Below are 17,370 nucleotides of genomic sequence, written 5' to 3'. Positions count from 1 at the left end.
CGACCGTTGAGCGCGAATCTGTTCGGCGTGCCGCGCACCACCCGTTTCACACCCGAATCACTCTGACCCATGGGGCAATATTGCGGCCGTGGCGACCGCAACCTCGACGTATTCCCCCAGTCCCGGAGCCAGACCCGGCACGATCCCAGGTCATGGCCCGGTCACTCGTCCCAATATGGCGTCAGTCGGGACGATCATCTGGCTCTCCAGCGAATTGATGTTCTTCGCGGGCCTCTTCGCGATCTACTTCACGATCAGGTCGGTGCGACCTGACGTGTGGGCGGAGAACACCGCCAAGCTCGACATCCCCTTCGCTGCGCTCAACACCCTCATCCTGGTGGTCAGCTCAGTCTGGTGCCAGCTGGGTGTCTTCGCGGCGGAAAAGGGCCGGGGGTCGCGCACCGGCAAACTGTTGACCATGCACCCCATCAAGGAATGGGGCATGCGTGAGTGGTATGTCTTGACATATCTATTTGGTGCGGTCTTCGTCGCTGGTCAGGTCTGGGAGTACGCCAAGCTGACTGCCGAAGGGCTCACCTTGAGCCAAAACGCCTACACCTCGTGCTTCTACATCACGACGGGTTTCCATGGCATCCACGTCACCGGCGGTCTCATCGCTTTCTTGCTGATCATTGGCCGAAGCTTCACCTCCCGTCGATACACCCACCGGCAGGCCACCGGCGCAATCGTGGTGTCCTACTACTGGCACTTCGTTGACGTGGTGTGGATCGCCTTGTTCTTGACGATCTACTTCATCCGGTAGGTCGGCACTGCCCACCGCCCCCGTCGGACCGACCCGCACACTGAAGCCAAGGAAGCCTTGACGTGAAAGCCCTCGCAGCCCGCCGCCGTCACCCGGCAGCCTTCCTCCTCCTGCTCCTCGTGGGGCTCTTTGTCTCTGGAGGCGCCTACGCCACACTCGCACCAGGCGGCGCGCAGGCAGACAGCGGCGCCTCGACATCGGACATCCAAGCTGGCCGCCAACTCTTCGACGCGAACTGCGCGACCTGTCATGGGACCAACGCCACAGGTACCAAAGAAGGACCCAGCCTGGTCGGCGTAGGAGCTGCTGCCGTCGACTTCCAGGTCGGAACCGGTCGGATGCCGATGGCGGAGCAGAACGTCCAAGCCCCGCGCGGCAAGAAGGTCCAATTCGACGATCGGCAAACTAAACAGCTCGCGGCGTACGTCGCCTCTTTAGGCCCTGGCCCCTCAGTACCGGACGCAAAATATACCGAGACCGAAGGGGCGAACCTGGCCCGTGGCGGTGACATCTTCCGGACGAACTGCGCGATGTGCCACAACTACGCCGGTTCCGGAGGGGCGTTGACCCGCGGCAAGTTCGCGCCGCCGCTGCGAGACATCCAGGGCAAACACATCTACGAGGCGATGCTCACCGGTCCGCAGTCGATGCCGGTGTTCAACGACACCAACATCACTCCCGAAGAGAAGCGGGATGTGATCGCCTACATGCACGAGATCGACAAATCCCACAACGTCGGCGGCCACAGCCTGGGCTCTTTCGGCCCTGTCGCAGACGGTTACTTCCTCTGGCTCGTGGCGATGCCCATCATGATCGGCGCCGCCGTCTGGCTCGGCCGCAAGGCCGCGTGATCCTCCCGCATCCGGAGGTGGGAGGTCAGGCCTTCCGCCTCCACCCGCACCGACAGGACGACGAATGAACGAGAACGGCTCCCACACTGGGGAGTCCGGGCACGAGAGGCCGGACAACCCGCATGTCACTGGGCACGAGGTGAGTCTGGGCGAAGGCCACGTCCCCGGCACCGGGGTCACGGTGGCGGACCGGTTCCCCAATCCCGGTTTGCCGCCGCATCAGGTGCGACACGCCGATGTCGACGAACGCGCGGCGAAGCGGGCAGAACGACAGGTGGCAGCTCTATTTACCCTGTCAATTCTGGGAACTGTCGGTTTCCTGGTGGCGTATTTCACCATTCCGATGGCGACCATGGTCTTCATCCCCTGGTTTGGCCATCTGGACCTCGCTCACACCTTGTTCGGCGTCTTCCTGGGATTGTCCCTCCTGGGAATTGGATTGGGTGCGGTGCACTGGGCCAAGACCTTGATGCCCGACGAAGAAGTCGTCGAGGAACGCCACCCGATCGTGTCCCCAGTGGCGGACCGGCAGGGCGTCATAGACACCATGAATCGCGGTGCCGAGCAAAGCCAGATCGGACGGCGCCATCTAATCAAAGTCACCGGTGGCACCGCGCTGGGGGTGTTTGCGCTGCCACTGCTGGTGCAGGTGGTCGGAGGATTGGCCAACGGCAAGATGGGCGATGCCACCACCGAACTGCGCAACACCTTCTGGCGCAAGGGGCTACGCCTGATTACTGACCCAGAGAAGCGCCCGATCAAAGCGTCGGATGTCACGCTCGGTTCCGTATTTCACGTCCTGCCTGAAGGGATTTTTGATCATCCGCATCAGCATCCTGCCCATGGCCAGACCTTCGAGCACGACGAAAATCTCGGCGTCATGGAGCGCAAAGCCAAAGCTGCGGTGTTGTTGATGCGTCTTGACCCGAAGGATTTCAAGAGCAGTAAAGCTCGCGACTGGGGCTATCAAGGGATTGTCGCTTACAGCAAAATCTGCACCCACGCTGGTTGCCCGGTCGGTTTGTACGAACAACAGACCCACCATCTGTTGTGTCCCTGCCATCAGTCGACCTTCGACGTGACCGATGACTGCAAGGTAGTTTTTGGACCGGCCAAACGGCCCTTGCCGCAGTTGAAGATCACCGTGGACAAGGATGGCTATCTGGTTGCCGATGACGGCTTCGCCGAGCCCGTCGGCCCGAGCTTCTGGACGCGTGCCCGATGACGACGACATCTTCACCTCGCCCCGAGACGACTTCCCGTTCGGACAAGTCACGGCACACGCCGTCTCACTCCGACGCGGCCCAACCTGGCCCTGGCAAGGGCTTGGCCTCTTGGTTGGACGAGCGCACCGGGGCTGCCGGGCCTGTGCGCTACTTGATGAACAAGGTTTTCCCCGATCATTGGTCATTCATGCTCGGTGAGATCGCGATGTATTCCATGCTCATCGCACTGATCACCGGGACGTTCCTGACCTTCTGGTTTGTCCCCAGCGCAGGGCATGTCACGTATGAAGGCAGCTATGTCCCGCTGAAGGGCCTGGGGATGTCGGAGGCGTACGCCTCTACCCTCGACATCAGCTTCGATGTGCGTGGTGGTTTGCTGCTACGTCAGTTGCACCACTGGTCAGCGCTATTCTTCGTGGCGGCAGTGGGTTTGCACGCCATGCGGGTCTTCTTCACCGGTGCCTTCCGTAAACCTCGTGAGATCAACTGGGTCATCGGCACCGTGCTGCTCCTGCTGGCCTGCATCGAAGGTTTCGCTGGCTACTCTCTTCCCGATGACCTGCTTTCCGGTACCGGCATCCGAGTCATGGAAGGATTCGTCGAATCCAGCCCGATCATCGGGTCCTACTTGTCGTACTTGATCTTCGGTGGGGCCTTCCCAGGGGAACACATCATCCCCCGCTTGTACATCGCGCACGTCCTGCTGGTCCCCGCCTTGATTATTGGATTGTTTACTGCGCACTTGCTGCTGGTGGTCATCCACAAACACACCCAGTACCCCGGCCCAGGTAAGACCAACAACAACGTCGTGGGCTTCCCAGTGATGCCGGTGTACGCCGCCAAAGCTGGTGGGTTCTTCTTCATCGTGTTCGGGATCATCGCGTTGATCTCCGGCCTTGTGGCTATCAACCCGGTGTGGATGTACGGACCATACGACCCCTCTCCAGTAACCGCGGATTCTCAACCTGACTGGTACATGGGCTTTGCCGATGGAGCATTGCGGCTGCTGCCCGGTTTCCTAGAGTTCGAGATCTTTGGTTTCACGCTGAGCCTCAACCTGGCTATCGGGTCGATCATGCTGCTCCCAGTGGTCTTCACCCTGATGGGCGCCTACCCCTTCTTTGAGGCCTGGGTCACCGGCGACCGCCGCGAACACCACCTGCTGGACCGGCCTCGCAATGCTCCGACCCGTACCGCCATCGGTGTGGCGGCGCTGACCGCCTATCTGGTGATGTTTATCGCCGCCGGCAACGACCTGATGGCGATCAAACTCGGGCTGTCTATCAACGACATCACGATAGTGTTGCGCGTGTTGTTCTTCGTCGGACCGGTGATCGCTTTCTGGGTGACGAAACGGCTCTGCCTGTCCTTGCAGCATGCGGACCGCAACGTGGCCTTGCATGGATGGGCCAGCGGACGGATGGTTCGCACTGCCGCCGGTGGTTTCTTTGACGCCCACGCCCCGCTGACCGAGCATGACCGTTGGGTGCTGGTGCAGCATGAATCTCCCAAACCGATTCAGGCGGGAATTCCGACCGACAGCATGGGCAATGAAGACCCACGTGGTAAGCGGAGTACAGCGCGAGCTTTCTGGTCTCGGTTCTACTTCGGTGACCGGGTTGAGCCGGTCACCCCGGCAGAGCTCGCCGCAGCCCAACACCACGGGCAGGACACGTCCATGCTCGAAGCTGATCCGGCTGGTTTTGGCGGACTGATGCACGGTGGCGCTGAGGAACTCCCGCCACATCACGCCTACAGTCACTCCGCAGCCAGTCATTCCGCTGGGGACCGGCAGAACGCGCCGTAACCCGGTAGTGCTCTAGCGCAAGGGCCGCCCACGATCAGCGTGAGCGGCCCTTGCGCTGTCCCACCAACAAGGTAGCCAGCCGCTCTTGGAGCTCAGCCTCTCGCCCCGGAGCATCCACGGAGAGCACCTTGGTGCGTGAGGTCGCGCCGGTGACGAGGGTCACCGAGCTGCGGCGGACGTCAAAGGCCTCAGCTACCGCCCGCAACACCGCATCCGTGGCTTTGCCATCGACAGCGCGTGCTGTCACTGCAACACACAGCTGTGGTCCATCCGGTGCGTCGTACGTCCCGGAGACCTGCTGCCGAGACGCTCCAGGCCGAACCCTGACACTCAGTCGCATGCCTATCTCTCTTCCAGTGCCACACTGGCCCCATGCCAGTCCAGATGAGCCGGGCCGAGTTTGAGATCGCCGTCGGTGACGCCCTTGACCAGGTGCCTCACGAATTCCTCGACCTGCTCGACAATGTGGTGTTCTTAGTCGAGGACGAACCTGACGAGACCTTGGGCCCAGACTGTCTGGGAGTTTACGACGGGATTCCTCGCACCGAACGGGGATGGGACTGGGGCGAACCGTTACTGCCCGACCGTATTACGCTTTTCCGGCATCCCACCCTGAGAATGTGTGACAGCGCCCAAGAAGTTGCTGACGAGGTCGCGATCACGGTGGTCCATGAGATCGCCCATCATTTTGGGATTGACGATGACCGGTTGACTGAGCTGGGCTGGGATTGAACGTCCGCAGTCCACCAATGCGGACAGCTCTCAGGCGCCGCCGTCCGGATTCATCGGGGTAGCAGCGCCGCTGGCACCGCCGGTCGCTTTGGCGCTTTTGCGCGCAGATTTTTCCTGCCACTGATCCCAGGTCCACAGCCACACGGGGATCCCGGCTTCACCAGGTTTAAGGTCGAACGCCGATCCGACGTTCTCGACGACATCACCATACTGGCTACGCTTAAACAACCATTCTGCATCACCCGGAGCCATATTAATGCAGCCGTGGGAGACATTCTCTGATCCCTGTTTATCTACTGACCAGGGAGCTGAGTGCAAGAACTCGCCACTGCTTGTTATCCGCATGGCCCATTTCACTTTGGTGCGGTAATACTCCGGGTCCGACTTGTCGACTCCGAACGTCGAGGAGTCCATCGTGATGTCTGGATGTTTGTCCTGAATGACTTTGGTGCCGTTGCGGGTCTCAAACCGCTCCCCCGGCCGCCCCCCACTGATCTGGAAGGTCTTGACCTCCTGCCCGTTTTCTTTCAGGACCATCGTGTGCGCATTGAGATCAACTTTCATGATGCGCTGGGTGCCGATATTAAGCTTTGCTCCGTGATCTTCGGTGAGGTAGTTGCCTGAGGTAATTCTGATCCCAGATAAGGGGGCGTTCACGGTAAGTTTGGTCCCTGCAGCCCAGTATTCCTTGGGCCTGTACAACAGAGTCGTGTCATTGGTCCACCCCCACGACCCCACCTGAGAAGGTTCGGCGGTCACCGTCAGCATCGACTCGATGTCTTTGCGCACCTCAACATCGGTCACCGGGGCGTTGAATTTCACCTGGATCGGCATCCCCGATCCCACCGTCCATCCGTCGGGGGTCACGGTATAACCCACGGAGTTAGCAGCGGCGACAGTGCTGAAAGTCGAGGTCGTCGTTGTCTCACCGGAACCGTTCTTGGCAGTCGCCTTCACGGTGTACGTCGTCGTTGGTGCCAGAAATCCCGTGGAGGTCCAGGATTTGTCGGGACCAATGGCACCGTTGACGGTGCGTTTGCCATCTGAGCTGGCGACGGTGACTTCACCTAGAGTCCCGCCCTCAGCTTTGACCGAGATGACTTTCTTGGTGTCCACATCTTTAGCGCCATCTGGGAGGGACACACTGATTTTGACCGGCGCAGATGTCGCAGGCATCGCCTGGGGGTCGCCCACGTTTTCCTGTTCGGAGCTGCAGGCGGATGTTCCAGCCAACAACACCGTCCCAGCTACCACCACAGAAATCCTGCGCCCCCGCACTCCACCGTCACGCTGCATCTCGTGTCCCTGTCTTCGATGATGGCCACATCGCCTTGTCCACCTTCAGTCCCTCTCCGATCGGCCACCGGTGAGTGCAGCCCAGAAGAACAGTCCGACGTTGGGACTCCGCGTTCAACAGAATGCTACGCCGCGCTGGGAGGCACGGTACAACCTCCTGAGATCACGCTGTGGAAACGCTGGCCAGCACAGTTGCGCCGGGGCACCTCGCTTCAGCGAGGTGCCCCGGCGCAACTGTGCTGGAGAGGTCAGATCCCGATGTCTCCACGGTAGTACTCGAAAGTCCAGCCCAGCAGGGCGATCACCCCGAAGATAAACCCCACGATGAACACCCACCACCCCACGGCAAGTCCCAGGAAGAGCAACAATGCCGCACCTGCGAGTGGCAGTGGCCACCAGCTATGCGGGCTAAAGAATCCATAGTCACCTTCGACGTCCTCGATGCGGGCTGCCGGGTCATCTTCCGGGCGAGCGTCGAGTTTGCGGGCGGTGTTGGCCAGGTAGAACCCGACCATTCCCGTCATCACCCCGGTCAAGCCGATGCACACCACCCCAACCGGCTCAACACCGGTGGGGGTGAACTTCCAGGTCGCCCAGCCATACACCGCGGCAACGATCAAGAAGGGCACCGCGCCGTACTGAAACAGTTTGGTCTCAATCCTCATCGGGGGTTGTCTCCCTCACGCCGGGACGCGCCCGGCTCCTCGGTGCCGACACCATGCTCGTCGATGTCGGCTTCGCCGTACAGCTTGTCCAGGACATTCTTGTCCGGAGTCGGGCTGTCGAGCTCTTCCACGTCAGGATGATGCAAATCCCATGCGGGACGCTCTGATCGGATCCGCGGGATGCTGTTGAAGTTGTGGCGCGGAGGCGGGCAGCTGGTCGCCCATTCCAGCGAGGCCCCGTATCCCCAGGGGTCATCAACGGTCACTTTGTTGCCCTCCCGAGCGGTTTTCCACATGTTGTAGAAGAACGGCAGGAAGGACAGACCCAATAGTACTGACCCCACGGTGGACACGATATTCAATGGCTGAAAACCATCTTCAACCAGGTAATCGCCGTATCGGCGGGCCATACCCTGCACGCCGAGCCAGTGCTGCACCAGGAAGGTGAGGTGGAAGCCCACGAACAGCAGCCAGAAGTGCCACTTGCCGAGCCGCTCGTCCAGCATGTATCCGGTGAATTTGGGCCACCAGAAGTAATAACCGGCGAACATCGCAAACACCACAGTCCCGAAGACCGTGTAGTGGAAATGCGCGACCACGAAGTAGCTGTCAGAGAGGTGGAAGTCCAACGCTGGGCTGGCGAGCATGACACCGGTCAATCCTCCGAAGAGGAAGGTCACCAGGAAGCCCAAGGCCCACACGATGGGGGTTTCGAAGGTGATTGATCCACCCCACATCGTGCCGATCCAGTTGAAGAACTTCACTCCGGTGGGGACTGCGATGAGCATCGTCATCACCGAGAAGAAGGGCAACAGGACTTGGCCGGTGACGTACATGTGGTGGGCCCACACTGTGACCGACAACGCGGCGATTGCGATCGTCGCAAAGATCAGGCCCTTGTATCCAAAGATCGGTTTCCGAGAGAAAACCGGGAAGATCTCACTGACGATGCCAAAGAACGGCAAAGCGATGATATAGACCTCGGGATGCCCAAAGAACCAGAAGAGATGCTGATAGAGGATCGGGCCGTTATTGGCCGGATCGTAGATATGCATTCCGAAGAGACGGTCACCAGCCAGCCCCATGAACGCCGCGGTCAGCACCGGGAAGACCATCAGCACGAGGATGGAAGTGACCATGATCGTCCAGGTGAAGATTGGCAACCGGAACATCGTCATACCCGGGGCTCGCATACAGATCACCGTGGTGAGGAAGTTTACCGAGCCCATGATCGTGCCAAAACCGGTCAAACCAAACCCGAGAATCCACAGGTCGCTACCCAGATTGGGAGAAAAAGCTGGGTTTGATAGCGGCACATAGGCGAACCACCCGAATGACGCCGCCCCACCCGGCACCAGGAATCCTGAGACCGCCATCAAGCCACCGAAGAGGTACAACCAGTACGCCAGCATGTTGAGCCGCGGGAAGGCCACATCCGGCGCACCGATCTGCAGCGGTAACAAGGCATTGGCGAATCCGGCAAAGAGCGGAGTCGCGAAGAGCAGCAGCATGATCGAGCCATGCATGGTGAACAACTGGTTGAACTGCTGCAAGTTATGCAGCACCTGCAAGCCTGGTGAGACGAGTTCCGCTCGGATCACCAAGGCCATCAACCCGGCGAGCAAGAAGAAGAACATCGACGTCACGAAATACAGATTGCCGATGACCTTGTGGTCGGTAGTGGTGATAATCGAGACGAATCGTTGCCCCGGAGTGGGGCGGCGCCGAGTCGGCGCGGTGACCGCGCCGTGGCTCGCCGGTGAGAGGACGGTCGACATCACTTCTTCCCCTCTGGAGTCCACTGCATCAGCTTCTCCTGGCCAGGTTCCAACGGAGAACGGTTGAGGCTGTTATCCAACATCCCGGTCTGTCCTTTGTCGCGCAGCCCTTGGAGGTGTTTGTCATATTCCTCTTGGGTGACGACTTTGACGTTGAACAACATCGCCGCGTGATACTGCCCGCAGAGCTCTGCACACTTGCCCTGGTAGGTACCAAGTTCGCGTGGGACGACCTGGAATTTATTCACTTTGCCGGGGATCATGTCCAGTTTTTGCTGGAAGGCCGGCACCCAGAACGAGTGGATGACATCTCGAGAGGTCAAGACAAACTCGACGCGCTTGTCCTTGGGCAGATAGAGAGTGGGGAGCGTCTTCTCCACGCCGGGTTCGCCGGTGAGTTTGGCTTGGACGCCGGACTCCCACACTTTGCCGTCGACATAGTTGAAGTCCCAGCTCCACTGTTTGCCGACAACATTGATGGTGACATCTGGTTTTTGGCTGGTGTCCAGCAGCACCGCTTCGTCACGAGCGGTGTAATAGAACAGGACAAAGATCATCATCACCGGCACGACGGTGTAAAGCAGCTCGATCGGCACGTTATATCGCAGCTGGGGTGGCAGCCCGGTGTCATCCTTCTTACGCCGATAGGCCACCATGCACCAGATGGTCAACCCCCAGACGAGGGCCCCCACCGCTAGTGCGGCGATCCAGCCTCCGACCCAGAGGTCCTGCACCCGTTGAGCGCCGTCGGAGGCGCCTCGAGGCAGGAATCCGCGAGACAGCTCCTCGCTGCTGCAACCGGAGAGGACGAGGGCTGCCAGGCCCGCGACCGCCGCGACGCTTCGCACCCGGCGTGGCCCACGGCCACGGGGGTCAACTTGCCGACGCAATGGCGCACCTTCCACTGACGGTGAATAAAGGCCCCGCCGTACGTCGGCCAGGGAAGGCCGATCCACCTCGACGGCAGGGCGCGTGGTGCTCATGACATTACCGGCCGCTGCAGTGCTCACCTGGGGGTCTGAGGGGGATGGACCGGGGGGTGCACCTCCTGAATCGGTGGGCGGCTCTCTGAGCCGACCAGCGGCGGTGACAGCCTGTCAACGGGCTCTGAATGGCACCTGAATTGACGTCCCGGACGGCACATTCAGCGGTGGCGCCTGGAGGGCTAGCGCCAGTCGGTCGAAATAGTCATCTCGGGGGATCTCTTGGACACCGAGGCTGCTCAGGTGCGGGGTGGCCCATTGCACATCGATGATCCGGCGGGGGTCGTGATCGGTTCGCATGACGGCGACGAGAGCTGCCAGCGCTGCCTTGGAGGCATCGGTGCGTCGTCGGAACATCGATTCCCCGGCAAATAACCCCCCGACAGCGACGCCGTAGAGCCCGCCAATGAGCTCGTCACCGTCCCATACTTCCACCGAGTGCGCCCAGCCCAGGTCGTACAGCTCCCGGTAGGCCCCGCGGATCTCGTCAGTAATCCATCGTCCCGGTCGAGTGGGATCGGCGCAGCCAGTCAGGACGGCGTCGAAGTCGCTGTCCCACGTGAATCGCCACGTCCGCATCGATCGACGTAGTGAACGGGACAGATGCATCTGCGCAGGGTCAAGGACACCACGAGGGTCGGGGCTCCACCAGCCAAATGGCGGCGCGCCGTCGTCGTCCAGCCCCATGGGAAATAGGCCGGATCGATACCCCTCCAGGAGAGTTCCGGGTTCAAGGTCGGCACCGACGGCGACGAGATCCTCGTCCTCGGTCAGCGCAAGGTCGCAGAGATTCCAAGGGGTCGCGGGGGGTTCGACTGGCTGTGGCACAGCGAACACCCTAGTCAGCAGAACAGGCCTGGTGATCCAACGACACGATCACCGCAACGCTACTAGACTTTGCCAAGTACCAGTCTTAGCCTAGATTTCATGTCCGGCCACGACCCACAAATGCTCAAAGGGGTCCTTTCTCTGCTGCTTCTGCGCCTCATCGCCGACCAGGACGGTTATGGCTACGGCATCGTCACCCGACTGCAACAGTCGGGGTTTCCCGATCTCGCCGAAAGCACCGTCTACCCGGCCTTGACCCGCCTCGAATCCGCTGGTCACCTCGAGTCCTACCTGCTGAGATCCGTCGCTGGCCCCGCCCGCAAGTACTACCGAATGACCGACAGTGGCCGCACCGAACTCGCTCGCGCCGACGCCGCCTGGACCGCCCTGGTCACCGCCGTCGCGACCCTCCATGACACCGCACTCACCGAGGAAGCCTGACATGTCCATACTCGACACCGTGCGCCTCCACGCCGCCGTCATCCGCTACGACTTTGCCTTGGACCTGCGCGGCGTCCCCGGACGAGCCCGCCGCGATCTGCGGCGGGAACTCCGCAGCAATCTCCGCTCCTCCGCCACACAGAGCGGTATCAATCACGCCCTCGCCGGGATCGGGTCCCCCGAAAGCCTCGCCAGAGAATCAGCAGCTGCGCTGCGCGACCCCCGCCGTCCAGCCTGGACCCGCGGCCTCGTCTGGGTCGGCTTTGCCCTGACCGCCTACTGGATCATCGGCATCATCACCATGTTCACCTGGATGGACGCCATCGTCGCCAGTGGCGTCACCCATGAGGTAGTTGGTGGCGTCACCATGCTGCCGGGAATCGAATACCGAGCCCAACACACCACCACCAGTGTCAGTTTGGGATTGACGTTGTCCGCACCAACCATGCTGGTCAGCCTCGGCATCTTCACCCTCACGTTCGCTCTCGGAGCCCGCCTGTGGCGCCCCCTCCGACGCGTTGACGCCTGACTGCTTTCCCGGGGGGCACGCCCAACGGCCGCCGCTTCCCATTCAGGAAGCAGCGGCCGTCGTACGACGTCCTCAGGAACGATCAGTGGAAGCTGTCACCACACGCGCAGGAACCCTGCGCACTCGGGTTGTCAATCGTGAATCCCTGCTTCTCGATCGTGTCAGAGAAATCGATCGTCGCCCCGTCCAGGTACGGCGCGCTCATCCGGTCCACGACGACCTCAACGCCATCGAAATCCCGGACCAAGTCACCGTCGAGGTTGCGCTCGTCGAAATACAACTGGTAGATCAAGCCGGAACAGCCACCAGGCTGTACGCCGATCCGCAATCGCAGGTCGTCGCGGCCTTCCTGCTCCAATAAGCTCTTCACCTTCGTCGCGGCGACATCGGTCAGGAGCACGCCGTGGGCCGCGGTGTCGTTCTGGGTGGTCATGACTGCGTCCTTCGCTGGTCTCGAGCGGGTCGTGGAGTCAACGCCACGACAACGGCGAAACATTCCCCGCCCGGGCAGCGTACGCGATCGACACCGGACATCTACACCGCACCGCCAGCAGGTGACCAGGTCGCTGCCAACCGGGCGGTCCGCTCTCGCACCGCACACACCGGATCCGCCATCGCCGCTGCCACCTGGTCAGCAGTTGACGCCACCGCATACGCCCCCGCCAGCCCCATTTCCATCCACTCGCGTCGTCCCACCATCACCTCACCAGCCAATGCGACCACCGGCACCGCTCGATGCGACACCGCAGCCGAGACCTCGGCCACCACTCCCCCATGCATCGATCGATGGTCCAAACAGCCCTCACCCGTCACCACCAGGTCGATACGGGACGCCAACTCCGGCATCCCCCAGGCCTGCAGGCACCATTGCGCGGCGCTCCACCGGCGCGCCCCCAAGACCATCAGCCCATATCCCAGCCCACCACCGGCCCCAGCTCCCGGTAATCGATCTACCCGCCGTGCTGCCCCCGTCAAAAGATCGACCGTCGCTGCTGACACCTCATCCACGACCTCCCGGAAACGTCCCAGCGCGAATTCCAACTGCTGTGCTTGCTCCGGGCTGGCACCACGCCCGCCTGCCGTCGCCGCTGAGGTCCCCTGCAGACCCAGCAACGGCAGATCCTCCTGGGTGGCCACCACCACCTCCACCTCTGCGAAATGCTCCCGCACCCGACCTAAACCATCCAGGTCCCCGGCAGCCACCCCCGCCAAAGCCGCGCCACCGCGCGCTAACGTGGAGACATCTCCCACCCCTAATGCCGCCAACAGCCCTGCCCCGCCGTCGTTGCTCGCCGCATCCCCGACTCCCACCACGATGCGGGTAGCGCCCTCAGCGCGCGCCACGTCCACGAGTTGCCCCACCCCAAAGCTGCTGGCGACCGCCGGATTGCGCTCCCCACCCCCCAGCAGATGCCCACCGTTGGCTTGAGCCGCTTCGACGTACGCCGTCACCACACCACCCTGGTCAGTGAGCAGAACTGCCGCTGGCACGTCCCGGCCCAACGGATCCGAGACCGTCGTCGCCACCGTCAGCGCGCCGTCCAGCGCAGCTGACATCACATCGAGGAAACCGGCACCGCCGCCGCTCAATGGCGCAAGACTCACCTCGTCATGCGGAGCGCGACGTGACCACCCCGCAGCCATCGCCTCAGCAGCTTGCACAGCAGTCAGCGTCCCGGCGAAACGCTGCGGGCAGATCAGCACTCGCATGGCAGACATCGTGACACCGAGCAGCCGATCACCCCAAGAGGCTGTGAGGACTGCCCGTGGGTGCCTCACCATCCACGAGACGGTGAGGCACCCACGTATCCCCCGATTGGCAACGGCACAACCAGCGCCGAGAGCAGTCAGCTCAACGCACCGACCGTGCCACCGTGTCCAACAACAACGCCTCCGCGAGGCACACCCGCTCAAACTCTCCCAGGTGCAGGGACTCGTTCGCGCCATGCGCCCGGGTGTCCGGATCTTCCACTCCGGTCACCAAGATCGCCGCCTGCGGGAACTGTTCCGCGAACTCCGCGATAAACGGAATCGACCCGCCGATCCCGGTGTCCACCGGATCCACCCCCCATGCCTGCGCAAAGGACGCCCGAGCCGCGTCGACGTACGACCCACTCGTGGGCGCGACAAATCCGTTCCCGTGGTCCTCCAATTCGACCTCTACCTGGGTGCCCCACGGCGCATTCGCCTGCAAATGCGTGCGAATCGCTTCCCAGGCGCTGCGCCAGTCCTGCGATGGCGCCAGCCGCACCGACACTTTCGCCCGCGCCTGCGGCAGTAACAGGTTGGCCGCAGTGTCCACCGATGGAGCGTCAATCCCGATGACGGTGGCCGATGGTTGTGACCACAGCCGAGACACCACACTGCCGGTCCCGATCAGCGCAGCACCGGCCGGTAGCCCAGCGTCACTGCGGAACTGGTCCTCGTCATAGATCAGATCGCTGGCCTCATCGCTGACCAGACCGTCAATCGCGACGCCCCCCTCCTCGGTGTGCAACGTGCTCAACAACCGGCAGAGCGCTGTCAACGCGTCCGGGGCAGCACCGCCGAACATCCCAGAATGCACTCCGTGCTCCAAGGCGGTCACCGTGATCACCACCCGCACGTTGCCGCGCAAGGTCGTGGTCAACGCTGGCGTTCCCACTGCCCAGTTGCTGGAATCGGCCAACACAATCGCGTCGCAGTCCAGTTGCTCACGGTATGTCGAAAGAATCCCGGCCAAACTCTGTGACCCGACCTCTTCCTCCCCTTCCACAATGACTCGCAGGTCCACCCCAAGTTCGTCGCCGAGCACTCGCAGCGCCGCCACGTGGGCCATCACCCCGGCCTTGTCGTCGGCAGCGCCGCGCGCATACAGCCGCCCGCCACGTTCGGTCGGTTCGAACGGCGGCGTGTCCCAGTCTGATTCCGCTCCCGGGGGCTGCACATCGTGGTGGGCATAGAGCAACACCCGAGGAGCCCCTACCGGACCGGGCTTGTGTCCCAACACCGCTGGATGACCGTCACCCATCTGCACCACCTCGACATCGAGGCCTTCTCCCCGCAGCAGCTCCGCGACCCGATCTGCACTGCGAGCCACTTCTTCCGCCGGGAAACTTCCCAGCGACACACTGGGGATGCGCACCAGCGACTCCAAGTCGGTGCGTAGTCCGGGCATCGCCGCAGCGACCCGAGCAGCCAACTCCTCACGTCGTGCCCCGTTGATGGATACCGCGCTGTCCTGTCGCGCGGACGATGAATCCGTCTGAGAAATGTGAGAGTTCATAACGCCACCCTAGGAGGGGAAGGCCTGCTCAGGTGCAGCTTGGTCCGAGCTCGCCACGCGTGGCCTAGAGTTTCCCTCGTGTTCGGACGCAAGAAGCACGAGGAGACACTGCAGGAACAGCTCTCCACGGAGAGCCCTCAGTCGCGCCCCGGGGCGAAAAATCGCCCCACCCCCAAACGTCGCGAAGCGCAAGCCGCGCGCCTGAACCCGCTCGTGCCCGCAGACCGCAAAGCCGCGGCCAAAGCCGCCAAGCAAGCGGAGCGCGCCGAGCGGATGCGGCGGCAAGAAGCGATGCGGCGCGGCGAGGAGTGGGCGCTACTCCCCCGCGACCGTGGCCCACAACGCGCCTGGATCCGGGACATGATCGACGTCCGATGGAACATCGGCGAGTTCATGCTGCCGATCATGCTGATCGGTCTGCCGTTCGTCATGATCTCCACACCCAACAGCGTGGTGTGGCGCCTCGGGGCATCGGTCGTCTACGGCGCCTTTGCCGTCTTCATCCTCGACACCATCCTGCTGTGGTTCCAGATCCGGCGGCGACACCACGCGAAATTTGACACCCCCCCGGCCCGAGGGACGTTTTTCTACGTGATGAGTCGGTCTTTGTCGATGCGCCGCTCCCGGTTGCCGCTGCCTCGGGTCAACCGCGGACAAAAAATCGACTGACCCTGCACTGGTCACCCCATGTCAGTCAACGGCATGGGTCCATAGAACTCCGCCCCGTCACACAACAGAGTCACGGCAGCAACGCCCTCATCAGCTAATTCTGGCCACGACCCTCCCAGGAAGGACTCGGCGTCCCCCTGGGAGGCAAACGGCCCACCGTCAGCCACCGACGACATCGTCGTCCCAGCGTTGTCGAGGTAATTCCAGCTCCAGCTCTGAGTCATGGCAGCAACCTACGTCGTCTCGGGGTCCCGCACGCACTACCAGCTCAAGCACCGACGATGATCCAGGCGGTGGCCGCGATCGTCACCGAGGTCGTCGGGGACGGGTCACCCGGGTGCTCATCCACCCAGCCAGCCGACGCATGCTCCGCGCCGGACCCCAACCATCACGGGAAGGGCTATGCCCGGCGTACATGGCCCGCATCGCCTTGGCGAGGCGTTCGGCTTCCCGCCGGGCAGCACGCTCCCGACTGGCTTTGGCGACCCGGTTGCGGGTCTCTTCATGAGCTTCCGCCGCGAGTCGGTCATACTCCTCGCGGCGAAGGCGAGCGGAACGCACCTGGCCGTCATGATCAAAACTGACCCTGACCTGCTGGAACCCTTTGATCTGTTGTGCGCGAGCGAGGGCGGCATAGGCGTCGAGGTCAGCATCAGTGAGGTCGACGTCGTCGGTCAGCGGGGTGAGCAGCGCGCGCGGATGCAGCCCGAGAGCAAGCACGGCGTTGAGCTCGGCGCAGATCACAAATCCGGTGGCCACCAGATAACTCCAGGCCAGCAGACCGAGGACCACGGCAAAAACCCCGTTAGTAGCGGAGGCGCCTGCGATATAACTGCGCACAAAGGAGGATCCGACGCTCTGCAACACCTGCCAGATCAATACCCCCAGAAGGCTCCCAGGCAGGGCTTGGCGGACAGCCACCGGATAGGTGGTGCCGTGACACGAGATGATGAGAAAAAGAGTGAGAGTAATGAGGCTGGAAATCAGCAGCCCAGACGCACCCATGGCGCGCTCGCCAAGGTCAAAGATGTCCAAAACACCCTGAGAGAGCAACGTGCTGACGATGAGGAAAAAAGCAACCAACAGAAGAAGGGCCAGACTGCGTAGACGCCCGAGCACCGCGTTGGGGCGGGAGATTCGCGGCACGTACCAGGCAGAGTTCATCGCGTTCTGCATGGCTTGAGCGACTCCAAGAGCACCGTAGAGGGCACCCACGGCACCGACAGCAACCGCCGTGCCACTGCCATGTAGGGCAGATCGTTGGACCTGATCACTGATGACCGGAATCTGCCGAAATGCTGACTCCATGATGCGTGCTTGCAGATCAGGTTGGCTTTCTAAGGCAAACCCGAGGGCAGCGGAAAGCAAAAGAAGTACGGGAAAGAGCGAGACAAAACCGTAATAGGTGATGAGGGCAGCAAGATAGCCGCCCTGATCGTCGAGGTATTTGTAGACGACGGCGATGGGAATCCCCACGGTGGGATGTCGTCGCTGGAAGGCGTCCACGCGTCCGACGGCACTCATCGCCCCTCCAGTC

The 17,370-nt window shown here is 62.2% G+C and carries 19 protein-coding genes; 8 read left to right on the top strand and 11 right to left on the bottom strand.

What is annotated here, in order from left to right; translation table 11 throughout:
- The first annotated feature begins 88 nt into the window (after positions 1–88).
- The 4 genes from KEM60_RS11130 to KEM60_RS11115 all read left to right on the top strand — a co-directional run bounded on the left by KEM60_RS11130 (position 89) and on the right by KEM60_RS11115 (position 4,647).
- Positions 89–763 carry a heme-copper oxidase subunit III gene (locus KEM60_RS11130; RefSeq protein WP_370626357.1) on the top strand — a complete coding sequence of 225 codons (675 nt, stop codon included), beginning with the start codon at positions 89–91 and terminating at the stop codon, positions 761–763.
- Positions 764–825: 62 nt separating this feature from the next.
- Positions 826–1,614 carry a c-type cytochrome gene (locus KEM60_RS11125; protein WP_219107687.1) on the top strand — a complete coding sequence of 263 codons (789 nt, stop codon included), beginning with the start codon at positions 826–828 and terminating at the stop codon, positions 1,612–1,614.
- A gap of 64 nt (positions 1,615–1,678) precedes the next feature.
- Positions 1,679–2,839, top strand: a complete 1,161-nt coding sequence (locus tag KEM60_RS11120) for a ubiquinol-cytochrome c reductase iron-sulfur subunit (RefSeq protein ID WP_219107686.1) — start codon at positions 1,679–1,681, stop codon at positions 2,837–2,839.
- The gene (locus KEM60_RS11115) at positions 2,836–4,647 is read left to right on the top strand and encodes a cytochrome bc complex cytochrome b subunit (protein WP_219107685.1); all 1,812 of its coding nucleotides are present in this window, start codon (positions 2,836–2,838) and stop codon (positions 4,645–4,647) included. Before KEM60_RS11120 ends, KEM60_RS11115 begins: the two co-directional genes overlap by 4 nt.
- A gap of 34 nt (positions 4,648–4,681) precedes the next feature.
- Here KEM60_RS11115 and KEM60_RS11110 read toward each other — a convergent pair whose 3' ends face one another.
- Positions 4,682–4,987, bottom strand: a complete 306-nt coding sequence (locus tag KEM60_RS11110; RefSeq protein WP_219107684.1) for a DUF167 domain-containing protein — start codon at positions 4,985–4,987, stop codon at positions 4,682–4,684.
- A gap of 32 nt (positions 4,988–5,019) precedes the next feature.
- Between KEM60_RS11110 and KEM60_RS11105 the strand changes: the two genes are divergently transcribed.
- A complete protein-coding gene (locus KEM60_RS11105; protein WP_219107683.1) occupies positions 5,020–5,379 on the top strand; it encodes a metallopeptidase family protein in 360 nt (119 codons plus the stop codon).
- Between the two features lie 30 nt (positions 5,380–5,409).
- Here KEM60_RS11105 and KEM60_RS11100 read toward each other — a convergent pair whose 3' ends face one another.
- The 5 genes from KEM60_RS11100 to aat all read right to left on the bottom strand — a co-directional run bounded on the left by KEM60_RS11100 (position 5,410) and on the right by aat (position 10,929).
- A complete protein-coding gene (locus KEM60_RS11100) occupies positions 5,410–6,675 on the bottom strand; it encodes an Ig-like domain-containing protein (RefSeq protein WP_219107682.1) in 1,266 nt (421 codons plus the stop codon).
- 248 nt (positions 6,676–6,923) lie between these two features.
- Positions 6,924–7,340, bottom strand: coding sequence for a cytochrome c oxidase subunit 4 (locus KEM60_RS11095; protein ID WP_219107681.1), 417 nt, complete (start codon positions 7,338–7,340; stop codon positions 6,924–6,926).
- Positions 7,337–9,118, bottom strand: a complete 1,782-nt coding sequence (ctaD, locus tag KEM60_RS11090) for a cytochrome c oxidase subunit I (protein WP_219107680.1) — start codon at positions 9,116–9,118, stop codon at positions 7,337–7,339. Before ctaD ends, KEM60_RS11095 begins: the two co-directional genes overlap by 4 nt.
- The gene (coxB, locus tag KEM60_RS11085; protein WP_219107679.1) at positions 9,118–10,101 is read right to left on the bottom strand and encodes a cytochrome c oxidase subunit II; all 984 of its coding nucleotides are present in this window, start codon (positions 10,099–10,101) and stop codon (positions 9,118–9,120) included. The genes ctaD and coxB overlap by 1 nt, the downstream gene beginning before the upstream one ends.
- 114 nt (positions 10,102–10,215) lie before the next feature.
- Positions 10,216–10,929, bottom strand: coding sequence for a leucyl/phenylalanyl-tRNA--protein transferase (gene aat, locus KEM60_RS11080; RefSeq protein ID WP_219107678.1), 714 nt, complete (start codon positions 10,927–10,929; stop codon positions 10,216–10,218).
- Between the two features lie 99 nt (positions 10,930–11,028).
- On the opposite strand from aat, the gene KEM60_RS11075 reads away from it, so the two are divergent.
- Positions 11,029–11,370, top strand: a complete 342-nt coding sequence (locus KEM60_RS11075; protein ID WP_219107677.1) for a PadR family transcriptional regulator — start codon at positions 11,029–11,031, stop codon at positions 11,368–11,370.
- Position 11,371: 1 nt separating this feature from the next.
- Positions 11,372–11,899 carry a hypothetical protein gene (locus KEM60_RS11070; RefSeq protein ID WP_219107676.1) on the top strand — a complete coding sequence of 176 codons (528 nt, stop codon included), beginning with the start codon at positions 11,372–11,374 and terminating at the stop codon, positions 11,897–11,899.
- 82 nt (positions 11,900–11,981) lie between these two features.
- Here KEM60_RS11070 and KEM60_RS11065 read toward each other — a convergent pair whose 3' ends face one another.
- From KEM60_RS11065 to KEM60_RS11055, 3 genes are all read right to left on the bottom strand, one after another.
- The gene (locus tag KEM60_RS11065; protein WP_219107675.1) at positions 11,982–12,332 is read right to left on the bottom strand and encodes an iron-sulfur cluster assembly accessory protein; all 351 of its coding nucleotides are present in this window, start codon (positions 12,330–12,332) and stop codon (positions 11,982–11,984) included.
- A 101-nt stretch (positions 12,333–12,433) separates the two neighbouring features.
- Entirely contained in the window at positions 12,434–13,609 is a 1,176-nt protein-coding gene (locus tag KEM60_RS11060) for a glycerate kinase (RefSeq protein ID WP_219107674.1), read from the bottom strand.
- A gap of 142 nt (positions 13,610–13,751) precedes the next feature.
- Positions 13,752–15,164 (bottom strand): dipeptidase, encoded by a 1,413-nt coding sequence (locus tag KEM60_RS11055; RefSeq protein ID WP_219107673.1) that lies wholly within the window; start codon positions 15,162–15,164, stop codon positions 13,752–13,754.
- A gap of 78 nt (positions 15,165–15,242) precedes the next feature.
- On the opposite strand from KEM60_RS11055, the gene KEM60_RS11050 reads away from it, so the two are divergent.
- Positions 15,243–15,833 carry a DUF3043 domain-containing protein gene (locus KEM60_RS11050; RefSeq protein ID WP_219107672.1) on the top strand — a complete coding sequence of 197 codons (591 nt, stop codon included), beginning with the start codon at positions 15,243–15,245 and terminating at the stop codon, positions 15,831–15,833.
- Positions 15,834–15,844: 11 nt separating this feature from the next.
- Here KEM60_RS11050 and KEM60_RS11045 read toward each other — a convergent pair whose 3' ends face one another.
- Entirely contained in the window at positions 15,845–16,057 is a 213-nt protein-coding gene (locus KEM60_RS11045) for a hypothetical protein (protein ID WP_219107671.1), read from the bottom strand.
- An 82-nt stretch (positions 16,058–16,139) separates the two neighbouring features.
- Entirely contained in the window at positions 16,140–17,357 is a 1,218-nt protein-coding gene (locus tag KEM60_RS11040) for a YihY/virulence factor BrkB family protein (protein WP_219107670.1), read from the bottom strand.
- Between the last annotated feature and the right edge of the window lie 13 nt (positions 17,358–17,370).

Origin of the sequence: Austwickia sp. TVS 96-490-7B (assembly GCF_019331795.1) — a bacterium.
Lineage (GTDB): Bacteria > Actinomycetota > Actinomycetes > Actinomycetales > Dermatophilaceae > Austwickia.
Note: the sequence above shows the minus strand (reverse complement) of the source record. Positions and strands in the feature narration are given on the sequence as shown.